This is a genomic window from Flavobacterium circumlabens (assembly GCF_004345565.1).
Lineage (GTDB): Bacteria > Bacteroidota > Bacteroidia > Flavobacteriales > Flavobacteriaceae > Flavobacterium > Flavobacterium circumlabens.
Window position 1 is genome coordinate 289,233 of the sequence record NZ_SLWA01000007.1, and the last position, 20,021, is coordinate 309,253.

3 protein-coding genes are annotated in these 20,021 nt (G+C 39.0%); all 3 read left to right on the forward strand.

Going from position 1 to position 20,021, the window contains the following annotated elements:
• Nucleotides 1-10: 10 nt before the first annotated feature.
• From EV142_RS17580 to EV142_RS17590, 3 genes are read left to right on the forward strand one after another with little or no spacing between them, the layout of a single operon-like run.
• On the forward strand, nt 11-16,012 hold the full coding sequence (locus tag EV142_RS17580; RefSeq protein WP_132037145.1) for a non-ribosomal peptide synthetase: 16,002 nt from the start codon (nt 11-13) through the stop codon (nt 16,010-16,012).
• Between the two features lie 37 nt (nt 16,013-16,049).
• A complete protein-coding gene (locus EV142_RS17585; protein WP_132037146.1) occupies nt 16,050-17,804 on the forward strand; it encodes a carbamoyltransferase family protein in 1,755 nt (584 codons plus the stop codon).
• Nucleotides 17,805-17,824: 20 nt separating this feature from the next.
• Nucleotides 17,825-19,894, forward strand: coding sequence for an SGNH/GDSL hydrolase family protein (locus EV142_RS17590; protein ID WP_132037147.1), 2,070 nt, complete (start codon nt 17,825-17,827; stop codon nt 19,892-19,894).
• The last annotated feature ends 127 nt before the right edge of the window (nt 19,895-20,021 follow it).

Here is a 20,021-nt window from a genome sequence, read left to right on the forward strand (position 1 = left end):
ATTTTCCGTTGTGAAAGACAAATTCTTATACAAAACATTTGAGGATATTGTATCCTCTTATCCTGACCATACGGCATTAGTTGAGGCTAATGGCGATACGACTTACGCGTCCTTAAATTCATTTGCGAACCAGTTAAGTGGTTTGTTACTGGATACAGGACTGTCATCCGACGATTCAGTTGGTGTATTATTACCTGGCGGAAAAGAACTTATCGGTAGTTTGCTGTCCTGCCTGAAGACCGGAATTACGTATGTTCCTTTATCGAATAGTTTTTCGCACGCAAGATTGCAGCAGGCTGTTTCAGAAACCGCTATGAAAGTGCTGATCACGGATGATGTCTCGTGGTCCGTATTTCAAAATCAGGATATTGATCATGAATTTGTTTCTGTTTTAGTATTTAAAGCATCAGGTTCTTCTCTTTTGGGAAATTTGGGACTAGGGAATTTAGATTTAATTTCACTGGAACAGACCAGTTTAGAAGTATATAAAAGAAGTACTGAAGGCAAATATATATTGTCCGATTACAATTTAGCACGTTACAGTGACGCTAATATTGAGGTGGAATATCCGGTTGATAACAGCAGTTATATCTTTTACAGTTCGGGTACAACAGGAAAATCGAAAGCGATTGTAGGAAATCAGGAAAGTATTGCACATTATATCAACTGGCACAAAAACACCTTCGGATTTGACACCGAAACCCGTGTAAGCCAAATTGCTTCAGTCACTTTTGATGCCAGTTTAAAAGACATTTTAACGAGTTTGATTTCGGGAAGCTGTTTGTGTATTCCGGCTGCGAAAACGCGTGAGAATATGGTGCTGTTAGGCAAATGGCTTTCAGCAGAAAAAGTAACCATTTTGCAGACTGTTCCCTCTTTATTTAGATTATTGACCAACAGTCTGGTCGAACAGGATCTTGCTTTAAAAGAGATCAAAGAAGTGGTTTTGGCCGGAGAGAAATTATACGGTCGTGATGTGGCTTTATGGCGTTCGCTTTCAGGACATACTGCCCGCATGAGCAACTTATATGGATTGACGGAAACTACAGTCTTAAAAAGCTGTTACCACATTCCGGATAGAGATTTAGATGCCGGCACCGTTTTACCTGTTGGTAAAGCGATCAGCAATACACTGATAGCAGTCATTAATAAAGACGAAATTTGTAACGACGAAGAAATCGGCGAAGTGTACATCAAAAGTCGTTTTGTCAGCAAAGGCTATTTGGATCAGGAACTTACGGCAGCATTATTTGTACAGAATCCACTGGTTTTGGATCGTGAAGATTTGGTTTGCAGAACCGGTGATTTGGGCCGTTATGACGGCGATGGAAACTTAGAAATTCTGGGAAGAATTGACGATCAGATCAAACTTCACGGCGTACGTGTAGAACTGGACGGCATTCGCAGTTCTTTATTAAATCTGGAAGGAATTGGGCAGGTAGAGTTACTGTTACATACAGACGCTACAGCAGATTCCCTACTATGCTATTACAGCGGAACAGAGTACGGTTCAGGTGAATTACGCTTGCTTTTATCCAAAATATTAGACCGCAGCAGTATTCCGGATTACTTTATTTATATAGCAGAATTTCCGTTGACCTTAAACGGTAAAGTCGACAAACGTGCCTTACCTAAACCATCAGAGTTATTGCGTGGCATCAACTATGAAGTGCCGAATGGTGCGATTGAAATTTCATTAAGTACTATTTGGTCAGAACTTTTGAGTGTTCCGCAAAACAGTATCGGAAGAAATGATTTGTTTTTTGATTTGGGAGGGTCCTCTTTAAAAGCCATTCAGTTAATTTCCAGAGTATACAAACAACACGAAGTACAATTGAGTATTGGAGAAATCTTCAATCACTCCGCATTAAAAGCGCAGGCTTTATTAATAGCGGCATCAAAAGGAGAAAAAGTTTACAGTGCGATTAAAAAGACAGCAGAGCAGGAAGATTACGCTCTTTCTCATGCACAGCGTCGTTTATGGGTTTTAGATCAGTTACAGGAAGATTTTACAGCCTATAGCCGTCCAATCAGTTATGATATTCATGGTGAATTAAACCTTGATGCCTTAACGAAGTCCTTTAGAAAATTAATCGAACGTCATGAAAGTTTACGAACGATTTTTATTTTAAAAGACGGTGAACCGCGTCAGTTGATACAACCTCTGGAAAGTATTCATTTTGAAATTCCTGTAACGGATGTATCCAACAGCGAAAACAAAGAAGGGGCTATTGAAGAGGTTTTAGCGAAACTGGCCGTTTTGCCTTTTGATTTATCCAAGGGGCCTTTATTCAGAACCAGAGTAGTAAACTTAGGAAACGATCAGCATCGTTTGTTATTTTCTATTCATCATATTATTTCAGATGCGTGGTCGATGCAGGTATTGGTGCGCGATTTAATAAGCTATTACAACTCGATTGTTAAAGCAGAAGAAAAATCGTTAAATGCATTACCAATTCAATACAAAGATTATGCAGCGTGGCAGTTAGAGGAACTTTCCAAAGGAGCGTTGGCGGATTCCCGCAAATACTGGCTGGCACAACTGGGCGGAGAATTACCGGTTTTGGACCTGCCATCGGATTATGTGCGTCCATCGGTACAAACCTATAACGGAGCACAGGTATATGTTAATTTTTCAGAACAGTTAAGCCATGCTTTCAGACACTATATAAAAGAACAGGACAGTACACCGTTTATGGGATTTGTGTCACTGGTCAAAGTACTTTTATACCGATACAGCGGACAGGAAGACCTTATTGTGGGAACACCGGTTGCAGGAAGAGAGCATTCTGATTTAGAAAATCAGATTGGGTTTTATATCAACAACCTTGCCTTACGAACCAGATTTCAGGGAACTGAGAGTTTTACAAGTCTGTTACAATTAGTCAAAGAAACCTGTTTAAAAGGTTACGAAAATCAATCGTATCCGTTTGATTTATTGGTAGATGAATTACAGCTTTCCAGAGACTTAAGTCGTTTTCCGTTGTATGATGTAGCGGTTGTCTTAGAAAGTGATGAGGTACTGTTGGAAAATGCGATCGCAATGGAAGGCGTAGATGTTTCTAACGTACGTGTAGCAGTAGACACGAGTTTATACGATCTTACCTTTTGGTTTGGAGAAGGCATTTCGGGACAAATCAGTCTTTATATTGAATACAACACCGATATCTATAGTGCTGAACGCATTAAGCGATTAGGCGTTCATTTAGGAAAACTAATGGAGAGTATCGTTACCGATAGCACCATTTCGTTGAATCAATTACCTTTAATAGAAGCAGCAGAACAAAAAATATTACTGGAACAATACCAGGGAGAAATCGTTTCCCGGTTTTCAGCGAGCACGGTGGTTTCGCTTTTTGAAAAACAGGCAGACCGAAGAAAAGAGGCCTTAGCTTTAAAATACGAAGATGTTACACTTAGTTACAGGGAATTAGAAGAACGTTCCAATGCATTGGCTCATTATTTACAAACACAGCATGCTATTGGAAATGGAAGTGTGGTCGGAGTTATGCAGGACAGAAGTGAGTATTTGCTGATCAGTATTTTAGGAGTATTAAAAGCCGGCGGCGCATATCTGCCAATAGATCCGGGCTATCCATCCGATCGTGTAGCGTATATGCTAGGCGATGGAAATGTATCCTTATTGCTTGCTGATGCAGCGATAACGGAATATGAAGTGGCAAGCGTAAATATTGGCGATCTGAAACAGGAATTAGAAAACCATCCAAAGACGCGATTAAATGTAGCGTTAAGTGGAGAAGACCTTGCGTATGTAATTTACACTTCAGGTTCTACCGGAAGACCAAAAGGCGTTATGATCAGACACAATGCTATTATCAATTTATTGAAATCGGTAGTAGATATTCTGGATGTTTCAAATAACGACCAATTACTGGCGATTACTACTTTTACGTTTGATATTTCCGTACTGGAATTCTTCACTACATTGAGTGTTGGTGGTTCCGTTATTATTGCTCCAGGTGCAGTAATCACCGATCCACGATTGTTATCTGAAATGATCGATGAAAGTGGAGTCACTATTGTACAAGCCACTCCAAGTGTATGGAACTTGCTTTTAGAAACAGGATGGCAAGCAACAAGTTTGTTGAAAAAAATATCCGGAGGAGAATTTTTACCACTTTCATTAGGCACACGTTTGTTAGCAATGCCGGGCGAACTTTACAATATGTTTGGCCCGACAGAAACCACCATATGGTCTACCTCACAATACATTCAAAATGAGAGAGATTTAAATTCAATCGGGAAACCCATCTACAATACAACACTTTACATACTGGATGAACTGGGGCAATTAGTACCGCACGGAGTTACCGGAAAATTGTTTATTGGTGGGGCAGGAGTAGCAAAAGGATATACGGATCCTGAACTGACAACGAAAAAGTTTATTAAAAACCCTTTTAATGGCGACGAAGTTATTTATGATACCGGAGATTTATGCCAATGGGATTTCAAGGGAAGATTAATCTACCTGGGAAGAGGTGATGGTCAGGTAAAACTGAGAGGATATCGTATTGAATTGGGCGAAATTGAATCGTTGTTAGAAGCAGATTCAAAAGTAAACCAGGCTGTGGTAATCGTCAAAGGCAATGATCTGTTGGCTTATGTTACCGGAAAAGAGAATGTAGATGTCAATACTTTAAAAACACTGCTCAGAAGCAAACTGCCAGCCTATATGGTACCTGCTCACATTCAGCAATTAGAAGATTTCCCGTTAACACATAATGGTAAAATCAGCAGGAAAAAACTAGCGGAAAGAGGTATTGAATTAACAGAAAGAACACTTACAGCTCCACAAACCAGTACGGAAGAAGTATTGACGGAATTATGGCAGTCGATACTGGGTGTTACTGAAATAAGTACGACGGATGATTTCTTTGAAGTTGGCGGACATTCCTTAAAAGCCATTCAGTTAATACTGAACATACATAAAAAATTAAATGTACAGATTCGCTTAAAAGATGTTTTCGAATATCCAAAACTGATTGATTTAGCGGCATATACCGATCAATTAAACGTAAGTCAATATAAAACCATCAATCCGGTAAAAGTTAGTGCTACTTATGAATTATCACATGCACAACGCAGATTATGGATCTTAGAACAATTTGAATCCTTAGGCTCAACGGCTTACAACATACCAATGAGTTATTGGCTGAACGGCAGCTTAAATATCGGTTATGTAACAGAAGCGTTCAGACGTCTTATTGAACGTCATGAAATTCTAAGAACCAATTTCAAAGAAATTGACGGAATCCCGTATCAGTTTATCAGTGATGCCGATAAGATCGATTTCAGCGTTGATTATCAGGATCTGTCCAGTCACGAAAGCCCAATAGCAGCAGCAATTGCTTTGTCAGAAAAAGCCGCTTTTACTTCTTTCAATTTAACAAGCGATGCATTACTAAGAGTACAGATCAGTAAAGTGGAAGACGAAAGATACTTATTCATGCTGAGTATGCACCATATCATTACAGATGAATGGTCTATTAAAAACTTAATTACTGAGTTTTTAACGATATACAATGCTTTAAAGCAAAAAACAGCAATCAGCTTACAGCCGCTTTCCATTCAATACAAAGATTACGCGGCATGGCAATTACAAGAGTTATCAGGTGAAGCTCTACAGACGCACAGAAACTATTGGCTTCATAAATTAGAAGGCGATATTCCTGTAATAGATTTACCAACAGATGCGCCAAGACCTGCTGTAAAAACATTCAACAGCACACAGCTTAAATATTCTTTTGAACCACAATTGGTTGCAAAATTCAGATCGTTATTAGCCGGTGAAAAAGCCACTTTGTTTGCCGGACTTATGGCGGTAACCAAAATACTGGTTCATAAATATACAGGTGAAAAAGATATTATACTCGGAACACCGGCGGCAGGAAGAGACCATTCTGATTTAGAAGATCAAATCGGGTTTTATATCAACGCATTGCCTTTAAGAACACAGCTTCATGCAGAAGAAACATTTGCTGACTTTTTAAAGAAGGTAAAAAATGTGGTGGTGGAAGCATTTGACCATCAGATTTATCCGTTCGATTTATTGATAGAGGACTTAGGTTTAAACAGGGATTTGAGCCGATCTCCTTTATTTGATATTGTCGTTTTAATTCAAAACAACGAAAACAGTAACAAATTGCCAGAAATGGAAGGGGTGACTATTGAAGATCATCTGCTTATCAATGAAAAGAGTAAAGTAGATTTGAAATTGTTTTTTGTAGAAAACGAGAACGAAATTAACCTGAATCTGGAATACAATACCGATCTTTTCGGGGAAGAAAGAATGCAAAGATTGTGCAGGCATTTTGAAGAATTAATCCGCGCAGTTGTTGAAGTACCTTCCCAAAAAATAAAAGAACTCAATTACATTACGGCTCAGGAACGTCAGCAATTATTATACGATTTTAATCAGGAATCTTTTGACTATGATGAAAAATTAACTTTAGTTCAGTTATTTGAAAAGCAGGTTGATAAAACCCCTCATGCAATAGCACTTGAGACTTCGACAAAATCATGGACGTACGAAGAATTGAATGGCGCTGTCAATACATTTGCAAAATCTTTACAGGAAATTTCAAATGTTACTAAGGGGCTGCATGTAGGTTTAATGACCGATAGAAATGAATGGTTGATTATTGGAATGCTTTCTATTTTAAAAGCCGGGGCAGTTTACATCCCTATAGATTTCTCCAGTCCGGCAGAACGAATACAATATATTTTATCGGATGCAAACATTTCGTTATTAATTACGGAAAGCAGCATAATAAACGGTTTTTCCGGTTTTACTGCGAATGCTTTACGTATAGACGACATTTTTGAAGGTATTGAGAAACACGAACAAAATCTGATACCGAATTATTCGGCAGACGATTTGGCTTATGTAATTTATACGTCAGGTTCTACAGGACATCCAAAAGGAGTATTGGTCTCTCATAAAAACTGTGTGAATATGGTTAAAAATGAGCATCACATATTCAATCCGTCTACGGAAGACAGGGTGTTGCAATTTGCTTCTCCCTCTTTTGATGCTTCGATTGCTGAAATTTTTATGGCGATTACTTCGGGTGCCGGCTTAGTTTTGGCAACTAATAAAACCTTAAAAGATCTTACGGCTTTAACCCGTTATTTAAAAGAGAAGAAAGTATCTGTCGTGATTCTTCCTCCAGCGTATTTAGCAGCAATACCGGTAACAGAACTTTCCTTTTTACGATTGATAATTACGGCCGGTGATGTTGCCAACAAACAGCTGGCGATAGATTACAGCAGGGAATTAACCTATATGAATTGTTACGGTCCTACAGAATGTGCAGTATGGGCCACCATACATCAGGTGGAAGCTTCTGACCTTGATTATCAAAGATTGCCCATCGGAAAACCAATCGGCAATCTTCAGATTTATATTTTAAATGAATCCCTTCAGCCGCAGCCTATAGGAGTTCCCGGTGAAATGTACATTGGCGGTGTTGGTGTAACCCAGGGCTATTTAGGAAAAAAGGAGTTGACTGAAAAAAGCTTTTTGGAAAACCCTTTCGGTACGGGTAAAATATATAAAACCGGGGATTTGGCTTCCTGGTATTCAGACGGAAATATTGACTTTTTAGGCCGTGTAGATACACAGGTAAAAATAAGAGGTTACAGAATAGAACTGGGAGAAATTGAAAGCGTATTGAATAATCATTCGCAAATTGCCAATTCTGCGGTAATTACCAAAGGAGAAGGGAATGACAAGCTTTTAATTGCCTACTATGAAGGAGAAAATGCCCTTCCGCTTACCGCTATTCAGGATCACCTGAAAAACTTCTTGCCGGATTATATGCTGCCTTCGTACATCGTTTATTTAGAGCAGCTGCCAAAAAATAACAGTGGTAAAATTGATAAAAAAGCACTACCGGATTATTTAGAAACGGCAGTAAAAGAAATAGTAGTTCCCAAAGACCCTATAGAAGCCGGATTACTGGAAGTATGGCAAAATGTGTTGGGAGTTCAGGAAATTGCCATGCAGCATAATTTCTTTTCTATCGGAGGACATTCGCTGCGTGCCATTCAATTGATGGCGCAATTATTTAAAAAACTGGAAATTAAACTGGAACTGGAAGATATTTTTATAAATCCGGTTTTCGGGGATCAGGTAAACGTCTTAAAAGCTTCCGCTAAAACAAGTTATCAGAAAATAGAAAAAGTTACCGGGCAGCCGCTCTACAAACTTTCCTATGCGCAACTGAGATTATGGCTGCTGGAACAGTTTGAAGATGAAACAGAAGCTGTAAACAGTATTCCTGTCAGCTATTGGCTTCAGGGAGATTTAAATACGGAGGCCTTAAACAATGCTTTTCAATTTGTAATTGAAAGACATGAAAGTTTGCGAACTTCCTTTATCACAGAGCAGGGAGAAGCGTATCAAAAAATACTAACAGCAGAAGAATATTCATTTGAAGTGACGCAGGAAGATGCCACAACGGTATCAAACCCTAAAGAATATGCGCAAAACAAAGCCTTGGAATTATCCTTAATTCCATTCAATCTGGAAAAAGCGCCTTTGGTAAAAGCACATATCATTAAAGTTGCTGCTGATGAATACCTTTTCTTTCTGTGCGTTCACCATATTATTTTTGACGAGAGATCTGTTCATGTTTTCGTGAAAGAAATAATAGAAGCATACCAGGCATTTTTAAATCATACAACACCTGTATGGCCGGCATTGCCAATTCAATACAAAGACTATGCAGCCTGGCAGGAAAAAGAATTGCATACGGAACGATTATCGGTACACAGAGCCTATTGGTTAAGTCAGTTTGAAGAAGAAATAGAAGTATTAGACTTACCGACAGATTTTCCAAGACCTCCTGTACAGACCTTTCACGGTGATCAGGTTCACTTAAGCCTGAGCCCGGAAATAAGTACCGCATTCAGAGCTTGTTTAGAAGCGCAGGAAACAACGCTTTATATGGGCTTGGTAACGCTTGTAAAATTATTACTGCACCGTTACACCGGACAAAATGATATCATTATTGGTTCGCCATCGGCAGGCAGGGAACACCCGGATTTAAGAGATCAAATCGGATTCTTTATCAATACACTGGTTCTGCGAACTAAATTTAACGAGGAGGAAACCTTCAATTCTCTTGCTAAAAAAGTAAAAAACAATGTGCTGAATGCCTTCAAACATCAGGTATATCCTTTTGACTTATTGGTAAACGAACTGCAGGTAGAACGTGACATGAGCCGTTCGCCGTTATTTGATGTCGTAGTTGTTTTGGAAAACCTGATCGATAAAAATGAAATTCCTGAATTTGAAGGTCTTTCTGTTACAGATAATCAGTTAGATGTACCGATTAGCAAAGTCGATCTGCGTTTCTACTTTATAGAAAACGAATCCAATATTTCGCTGACGTTAGAGTACAATACGGATATCTACAGCAAACATCGAATGGAAAATCTATTAGGGCATGTAAGCGCTTTAATGCATTCAGTAATCGAAGGTCCTGCAACAGCTGTAAGCAAACTAAATTATTTATCAGCAAGAGAACAAAACTGGCTGCTGAAGGAGCTGAACCAAAAAGTAGTGACCTATGATAAAAACCAGACTCTAGTCGATATTTTTGAACAGCAGGCAGCAGCAACACCTGACAATATAGCGCTTGAATTTGAAAACAAAACGTTTACTTACCAGCAGCTTAATGAACAGGCAAATCAATTGGCGCATCATTTACGTGAGGAATATCAGGTAACAAAAGGAGAAACGATTGCGTTGATGGTAGAACGAAACGAATGGCTCATCATTGGATTCCTGGGGATTTTAAAATCCGGAGGGGTTTATCTGCCAATCGATTCAGGCAATTCGACAGAGCGAAATAATTTTATGCTGTCAGATGCCAATGCCAAAGTCCTCATCACAGAATCCGTAAATATTTTTAATGTTGGCGACTTCAAAGGAAGCCTGTTTGCGATTGATATAGAGTTTGATTTGTTGGAAACAGCAATCGAAAACCCTGTAAAAGTAAACGACGCCTTAGATTTGTCTTATATTTATTATACTTCAGGATCTACCGGACAGCCCAAAGGAGTGATGCTTCAGCATCGCAACGGGGTGCATATGGTGTACAATCAGAGAGAGCAGTTTAACGTAACAACAAACGATTGCATCATTCAGTTCTCGTCCTTAATTTTTGACGGGTCTGTATTTGAATTCTTTTTAGCATTGGCTAACGGAGCCCGTTTATTAATCGCAAAAAACAACATTATCAAAGATGCTGTCGAACTGGTAAAGTACATGGCTGCCAAAGAGGTGACAATTGCAATTTTACCGGCGGCTTATTTTTCTTTGGTTGCTGTTGACGATTTGAAATTCTTAAGAAAATTACTTTCAGTCGGAGACGCGATCAACAAAGATCAGGCAATAAAATGCAGCGCGGTTACGGATACGTACAATGGTTATGGCCCGACAGAATGTGCGGTTTGTACCAGTCTTTATAAAATAAAACCGGAAGACAGCCAAAGAGTCAGACTGCCAATCGGAGAAGGAATCGCAAATGTTCAGGTACATATTCTGGATCAGGTGCTAAATTTAGTCGGGGAAGGAATTCATGGAGAAATCTGTATTTCGAGTGAAGTAGCAATTGCCAAAGGCTATTTAAACAGAGAAGAACTTTCGAATGAAAAATTTATAAAGAATCCGTTTGGTGCAGGAATGATGTACCGAACAGGAGACAAAGGAGTACGTTTAGCGGACGGAACTATTGATTTCTTAGGACGTATCGACAATCAGGTAAAAATCAGAGGGTATCGTATCGAACTAAATGAAATTGAAAAAGTAATCCAGTCACATGCTCTGATAATTGAGACTTTAGTGACCACATACAGCACTGACGGAGATATTGCTTTGGTCGCGTATTACACGGCTACAGCAGAAATTAGTCCGACCCTGGTGAAGGATTTTATGAAAACCTTCCTGCCTAATTATATGATTCCTCCGTATCTGATTCAATTATCAGATTTTCCACTAAACGCAAGTGGTAAAATTGATAAAAGAAAATTACCGGAACCGGAAATCAAATTAAATACGACTTATGCAGCACCACGAAATGCCATAGAAGAAAGTCTGGCGATTATTTGGGGAGAAGTCTTAAATAAAGAAAATATCGGAATTGAAGATAATTTCTTCGAATCAGGCGGGCATTCCCTAAGAGCCATTCAGTTAATTACTAAAATTTACAAAGAACATCAGGTACAGCTGAACATTGGAGACATCTTTAGTAAACCGACTTTAATAGAGCAGGCGTTTTTGATTTCGAATTCGGATACCACAAATTACATTTCCATTCCGAAAGTGGAAGAGGAAGATAACTATCCGCTATCCGCAACACAGTTAAGAACCTGGTTGCAGGTAGAGCAATCCAAAAATTCCATTACCCATAATGTACTGACGAGTTATATGCTTACCGGACACTTCCATAAAGAGGCTTTTGAATTTGCTTTTCAACAAGTAATTGCCCGTCATGAAAGTTTGCGTACCGTATTCGAATTGGTAAACGGATCACCAAGACAACGTATTATAGACGCTTCGGATTTTACCATTGCAATTAATTATACTGATATTTCTAAAAATAGTGAAGCCGTAAAACAAGCGCAAAAAGCAGAACTTTCATCGAAAGTATTTCATTTAGATACAGCGCCATTATTCAATATTGATATTTTAAGGCACGAAGAAAACAAGCATGAACTGCTATTTGCCATGCATCATATTATTTCAGATGAATGGTCGATGCAGGTGATGGTAAAAGACCTGGTGTTATTTTACAATGCTGCTGTAAATGGAATCACGAGTAATTTGGAGCCTTTGCCAATTCAGTATAAAGATTATACTGCGTGGCAGCTGGCAGAACTAAGCGGCGATAAACTAGTAGGACACAAGGAATATTGGCTGGAACAATTTAAAGGAGACATTCCGGTGCTGGAACTCGCTTCCGACAGGCAACGTCCGGAAATCATGAACCATGAAGGAGCACAATATTCTTTCAGACTGGAGGAGACAGTAAGCCAAAAACTAAAAGAATTAGCCAAAAATCAGGGTGCGACCTTATTTATGGGCGTAACTTCTTTGGTAAAAGCGTTGTTCTATAAATACACCGGAAATCAGGATATTATAATCGGAACTCCTGTGGCGGGAAGACAACATCCGGATTTAGAAGATCAGATTGGGTTGTACCTAAACACATTAGCACTGCGATCAAGATTTTCCGGAGAAGAAGGATTCAATACCTTACTAAGCGAAGTCAAAAAAGTAAGTTTAGACGGATTCACGCATCAGGTTTATCCTTTAGATATGCTTATTGAAGATTTAGATGTCTATCCGCCAAAAAACAGAGGCGCTCTATTTGATGTTGTGGTCATATTGCAAAATGTACAGCTGGACCTTTTGGAAGGAGTTGAAATGCAAGGCCTGGAAGTTTCAGCGCAGGGAGAAGACTTAAAAATCAGTAAAGGTGATTTGAGATTCCAATTTATGGATCAGGGAACTTTTCTCGAAGGAAGTATCGAATACAGTACCGAATTATACGATGAAGCACGTATTTCCCGTATGGTAACCCATATGAAAAACCTGTTGACAATCATAGTAGAAACTCCGGAACAGCCTTTAAAAGAAATTCAGTATTTAGAAAATACAGAATCGGAAAATTTAGACTGGTTTGAAAAAATAATACAAAAAGAACAGCCACAATACGTACACAAAGCTTTTGAAGCAATTGTAACAGCATATCCTGAAAAGGAAGCCGTAGCACTTGAAGAAAAATCGTTTACGTATCAGCAAATCAATGGGTTTACGAATCAAATAGCCCGTTTATTACTGGATCTTAAGGTACAGCCGGAAAATGCTGTCGGCGTATTATTGCCGTCAGGGAAAGAATTAACAGCAACGTTGATGGCGTGTTTCAAAACCGGTGCCACTTATGTTCCGATGGCTGCTGAATTTTCAAAAAACCGAACAGAGCAGGTATTTTCAGATACGAAAATGACCACTTTGATAGCCGCTGAAAAAGCCTATAATACCTTAAATAATACAACTGATCTTTCACATACAAGACTGGAAAAAATAATATTATTTTCTGAAGAGGGAATACTAACCGTTCAGGAACGTAATGCTTCAGGCGAGTTTGTAGCATCCGATTATAGTTTAGCAAATTACAGTGAAGAAAATGTTGCAGTTGAGTATTCTATTAATAACAGCAGTTATATTTTCTACAGCTCCGGTACCACCGGAAAATCGAAAGCCATTGTTGGAGATCAGGAAAGTATTGCACACTATATCAACTGGCACAAAAACACTTTTGGGTTTGATACTGAAAGCCGTGTAAGCCAGATTGCTTCAGTCACTTTTGATGCCAGTTTAAAAGACATCTTAACGAGTTTGATTTCAGGAAGCTGTCTTTGTATTCCGGCTCCGAAAACGCGCGAGAATATGGTGTTGTTAAGCCAATGGCTTTCAGCAGAAAAAGTAACCATTTTGCAGACCGTTCCCTCTTTATTCCGATTATTGACGAACAGTCTGGTGGAACAGAATATTGCTTTAGAAGAGATAAAAGAAGTGGTTCTGGCCGGAGAGAAATTATACGGTCGTGATGTTGCTTTATGGCGCTCGCTTTCCGGACACACAGGCCGCATGAGCAACTTGTACGGACTTACCGAAACTACGGTTTTGAAAAGCTGTTACCACATTCCATCTGGAGATTTAGATCCCGGAACCGTTTTACCGGTGGGACAAGCCATCAATAACAGTATGATCGCTGTAATCAACGATAACGGACTTAGCATGTGGGGAGAAATTGGTGAAGTCTATATCAGAAGTCCATACATCAGTAAAGGCTATTTGGATCAGGAACTTACGGCAGCATTATTGGTACAAAATCCGTTGGTTAGCGATCGTGAAGATTTAGTTTGCAGGACAGGCGATTTGGGTCGTTATGACAGCGACGGAAACCTGGAAATTCTGGGAAGAATTGACGATCAGATCAAATTGCACGGCATACGTGTAGAACTGGATGGTATTCGCAGTTCTTTACTAAATTTAGAAGGAGTTAGTCAGGTTGAACTTTTGTTGCACAATGATGCGACAGCAGATTCTCTACTATGTTATTATACCGGAACAGAATACGGCTCAGGCGAATTACGTTTGCTTTTATCAGCCGAGTTAGACCGCAGCAGTATTCCGGATTACTTTATTTACGTAGCAGAATTTCCGTTGACCTTAAACGGTAAAGTCGACAAACGTGCCTTACCAAAACCATCAGAATTATTGCGAGGCAGTAATTATGAAATGCCGAGTGGTTCGATTGAAACGTCACTAAGCAATATCTGGGCAGAATTGTTAAGCATTCCGCAAAGCAGTATCGGAAGAAACGATTCGTTTTTTGATTTAGGCGGTTCGTCTTTAAAAGCGATTCAATTGATTTCCAGAGTGTATAAAAATCACGAGGTACAATTAAGCATCGGAGAAATTTTCAATCACTCCGCATTAAAAGCACAGGCTTCCTTAATAGCTGCATCAAAAGGAGATACCGTATACAGTTCGATTAAACAGGCGGCAGAGCAGGATGATTATGCCTTGTCACATGCACAGCGTCGTTTATGGGTACAGGAAACACAACAGCAAAACGGGGAAAGCACCTTTAATATCTTTATGCGTTACCAAATGGAGGGTAAACTTCAGATAGAAATACTACAGGAAGCCTTTGACCAGATTATAAACCGTCACGAAAGTTTGCGAACCATCTTTGTTTTAAAAAATGGAGAACCAAGACAAAAAATCCAATCCATGCAGGAGCAATCTTTTGAATTGGAATTTGAAGATCTTCAGGGAATCAAAGAACAGCAGGTAATTATTGATAAAGAGGTTCAAAACCTTGCTTACCATCCTTTTGATCTTCAAAACGGACCGTTGATGAAAGTAAAACTTTTAAAACTGGATGCTGAAAATCATATGTTATTGTTTGTCAAGCATCATATCATTTCAGACGAATGGTCTTTACAAATTTTTGTGAAAGAAGTATTGTCGATTTACAATGCTTTATCAGAAAATAAGGAACATAATCTGACACCATTAACCGTTCAGTATAAAGACTATGTGGCCTGGAAAGAAAACGAATTGTCAAACAACGGACTTGTAAATCATCGGGAGTTTTGGTTGAAAAAATTACAGGGAGACATTCCTGTTTTATACCTGCCGACTGATTTTCCACGACCGCCAATTCAGACTTTCAATGGATCAGAACTGCATTTTGAGTTTGCTGAAGATACGGCAGCTCCGTTTAAGCAACTCCTGCAGGAACAGAATGCCACCTTATTTATGGGGTTATTGTGCGTGGTAAAAACGATACTGTATCACTATTCCGGTCAGGAAGACATCATCGTCGGAACACCAATCGCCGGAAGAGAACATCCGGATCTGGAAGGACAAATAGGATATTACCTGAACACCCTGGCACTGCGCAGTACATTTGATCCTGCACTGAAATTTGTTGATTTCCTTTCAGAGGTAAAGAATACGGCAATAGCGGCTTTTGAACATCAGGAATATCCATTTGATACGCTTATTGAAGACTTAAATTTAAAGAAAGACTTAAGCCGGTCTCCCTTATTCGACGTTGTAATGATTCTTCAGAATGTGGATTTACACAGAGAGTCGGATCTGGAAATGAACGGCATTACCATAAATCCTATCAAAGAACCTATGAATATCAGTAAAAGTGATCTTCGATTCCAGTTTGCTGATTTAGGAAATACAATAGTGGGAACCATCGAATACAATACCAGTTTATTTAAAAAAGAACGTATAGAACAACTCATAGCGCATATGAACAGTTTAGTAGCTCTTGTGGTTACAGATTCACAACGTTCCCTAATAGAATTTGATTTTTTAACTGATACAGAACGCCAACAAGAACAGCTGGCTTCCGATTTTTTCGGTTCTGATATCAGTACAGACTTCTAACTTAATTAATAATCAACTAACATTAAAACTCAATCTAATGAATAGAAACATTATTGGCATCTCTGCTTTTTACCATGATTCAGCGTGTTGCATAATTCAAAACGGAAAATTAATCGCTGCGGTAGAAGAAGAGCGATTTTCAAGAAAAAAAAATGATCCGGATTTACCCGTAAATGCTTTTATGTATTGCTTAGATCAGGCGGGAATAAGTATTTCCGATATTGATTGTATCGCTTATTATGAAGATCCGGTTAAAAAGTCGGAACGCCAATTGTGGAGTATAAGCAATCAGGTTTCTACGGATCCCATTTACGATATAGATCCCCAACATGTCATCAGGCAGATTCGTAAAGAATTAGGATATGATGGTCCAATTAAATTCTACGAACATCACCAGTCGCATGCTGCAAGTACTTTTTATTTCTCAGGCTTTGATTCAGCGGCTATTTTAACGGTAGATGGAGTAGGAGAATGGGCTACCACCACTTATGGAATTGGAAAAAATAACAAAGTAGAACTATTTGGAGAAGTGACATTCCCGGATTCAATTGGACTGCTTTACAGCACCATCACCAGTTATTTAGGATTCGAAGTAAATGGTGGAGAATACAAAGTAATGGGACTGGCACCTTACGGAGAAAACAAGTACCTGGAGCAAATGCATCAGTTGCTGACGCTGGAGGAAGACGGAAAATATACCCTGAACTTAAAATATTTTGACTTTTTGCGCGGAGAACGCATGTATTCTGACGAATTGCCAAAACTATTCGGATTACCGGTACGAGAGAAAGATGCGGAAATGGGGCAGCATTATATGGATATTGCCAAAAGTTTACAGACTTTCCTGGAAGAAACACTGATAAAAATGGCCAACTACCTGTATGAAAAAACAGGAGAAGAAAATTTGTGCATGGCAGGCGGAGTGGCTTTAAACTGTGTCGCCAATGGTAAAATATTAAAAAATTCCCCTTTCAAAAGGATGTATGTACAACCGGCTTCAGGGGATTCAGGTTGTTCATTGGGAGCGGCCGCACTGGCTTACACAGAACTATATCCGGAGGATAAAATAGAACCGCTTACCAATGTGTATTTAGGACCTTCCTACACAGGAAAAGACGTCGAAAACCTGTTAAGCGCAACCTCCTTAAACTATGAAGACTGCAGGGAAGACGGAGATACACTTCAAAGAGTAGCGCAGAAACTGGCAGAAGGAAAAGTAATTGGCTGGTTCAACGGAAGAATGGAATTTGGACCAAGATCCTTGGGAGCACGTTCTATTTTAGGAGATCCAAGAGTTTTGGATATGAGAGACCGAATCAACGCCATGGTAAAAAAGAGAGAAGGTTTCAGGCCTTTTGCACCGGCAGTTCTGGAAAAAAAGATGTTTGAGCATTTTGATATCGATCATGCCTCTCCTTTTATGCTGGAAACCTGTCAGGTAAAATCGACAATAGACATGCCGGCCATTACACACGTAGACAATTCGGCCAGGATTCAATCGGTTAATGATACTGATAATCCAAGATTTGCACAATTACTTCGTGAATTTGACAAACTTACCAATTGTCCGATTTTGCTGAATACCTCTTTTAATATCAAAGATGAACCAATAGTTTGTACACCCGAAGACGCTTTGGTCTGTTTTATAACTACTGATATCGATTGTTTAGTGCTGGAAGATTTCATTATCAGTAAAGAAGGAAATGAAATTACAATGCTTGAAATGATTAATAACAACTTTACGGAAAGAGGACGTTTCGAGCTAAATCCAAACGTATACACATTCATTTAATCCTTAAAAGAGAAAAAATCATGTCAAGACCTTCAGAATTACATAAAGAACTTGCTATTGACTTAGCAGCATTATTACCTGTTACACCAGAAAATCAACAAACTTTTTTGGATTTAATGGAAAAGCTGGGTTATACCAATCCACAAACATCCGAAGAAGAAACTGTTGCTGAAAATCCATTCAAATCACACATAGGAATCTACAAACCAGATATCAAAGACGGTAAAAAATACTATCAAAGAGATATTCTGTTCAAAGAAACCTGGAGTTTCTTCGCAGACATACAAACCATTCCGCCAAAATCGGATAAAAAACGTGTGGTATTATTGGGAGAATCCGTAACCAGAGGATTTTTATTAGACCCGGAATATACGCCGGCAATTGTATTAGACCAGCTTTTAAATTCAAATAAAGAACTGTATGGATACGAAATAATTGATTTAGCCGAGACCAATCTGGGAATGGCAGGAATCAGACAAAGATATACCGAGTGCATGGCGCTAGAGCCGGATATGGTGGTTTTTTTAGCCGGAAACAATTGGCGTGAAGAATTATTAAGCACGATTGGCAACAGTCAGAAAAAGCAAACGGCCTTACAGGAATTAACACTGGGTGAGGACGGAATTGCCATAGCAAAACCGTTAATCGAAGATTACTTCAGTACGATTGTAGATGACTTTTTAGCGTATGTAGGAACCGTTTCGAAGAAAAACGGAGTTCCGGTACTGTTTGCAATTCCCGAATTTAACCTGTTGGATTGCAGAAGTACACCGGGAGAGCGCGTTGTTTCTGAATTGCCGTATGAAAAATTAAAAAGCTGGATTGAAGCCAAAGAAAGCGCAGAAGAAAGCCTGGCTTCAGGTGATACCGAAACGTGTAGCATACAAGCACAGCAAATGATAGAAATTGACCCGAGTCATCCCTACGGATTTGAGCTATTGGCAGATTGCTGCATCAAAAACGAACAGTACAAAGAAGCCAGACACTATTTGGAAATGGCAAGGGATACCGCTCTTTTTTGCAGGACCAATAGTAAACCGAGAACCTTTAAAGTAATTCAGCAAACCATACTGTCCAAAGCAGCAAGCTATGGAATTGAAGTAATTGATTTACCGGCGGTTTTTAAAGCACACTTAGACGGTAAAGTACCGGGAAAAGAGTTGTTCTTAGATTATTGTCACTTTAGCGTTACGGGAATTCAGGTAGCTATGGATGCTGTTTACAAAAAAGTGCTTCAGGAATTTGATGATCTTAGAAAAACACATAAGGATGTAAAAACAATCATTCCGTCAAACGAAGTATTGGCGTTAGGACACTTTTTTGCCGCCATACACAATGCACACTGGGGACAATCGTATGACATTTTGTTGTATCACTGTTCCGAATCCTTGTCAAAATGGAAGGATATAGCCAAAACAATGGTCTATTACTGTGATATGATTAGCAGGGGAGCAGCCAATAATGTGTGTAAATCACTCGAGAAAATATTGGAAGACAATACAAAACTGGACCGATATGTACATGCGCTGGTTCCTGCAAGAAACATGAAAAACATGGAACTGGAACTGGTAGATGCCATGACAACCGTGTTAAAGTCAAACGGAATTGATATTACGAATTACTTACTGAAAATTCGCTTAGACGATCATAGTATCAAAAACAGACGTATCAATCTGTTGCAAAATTATTACCACGCGACTTCTTACGATGAATATCAGGGGCAAAAAACTGCTTTTTTACAGGCAAGAGACAGCAAATCTGATTTTTTTGTCATAGCAGATGCCAAAACAAAAGCGTTGTTATCCGTATCCTTCAGAATACCCGGAATCATCAGTGAAAACCATGATACAGCAACCTTATATGTGAATGATACCGAAGTAACAAAATTGTCTGTTGGCAGTAAATGGCAAACCCATTCGATAGAAATTCCGGTCGGTTTTCTTCAAAACGGATTGAATGTATTCAGAATAAAATGGCCAATAGTGGCTACCAGCAGAGCGCTGCAGGATAAAGATTCTTCTACGGCAATACTGGATGCTGCTTTTCGCGTTTTCGGGGAAATTGGCAGCATGACAGTTTCAGGAGTATAATTTTTATCCTAACCAGATTCTTAAAAAGAGAACCAATTAAAAGTGTTTAAAACAACGTTTCTAAGTCTGCTGAACATACAATTAAAAAAGTAAATCACTTATCAGCATTGTATGAAGTGTCATAACA

Bases quoted from the DNA above. Each gene is read 5' to 3' on its own strand.
- EV142_RS17590 (WP_132037147.1), top strand. From the start codon at position 17,825: ATGTCAAGACCTTCAGAATTACATAAAGAACTTGCTATTGACTTAGCA.
- EV142_RS17585 (WP_132037146.1), top strand. From the start codon at position 16,050: ATGAATAGAAACATTATTGGCATCTCTGCTTTTTACCATGATTCAGCG.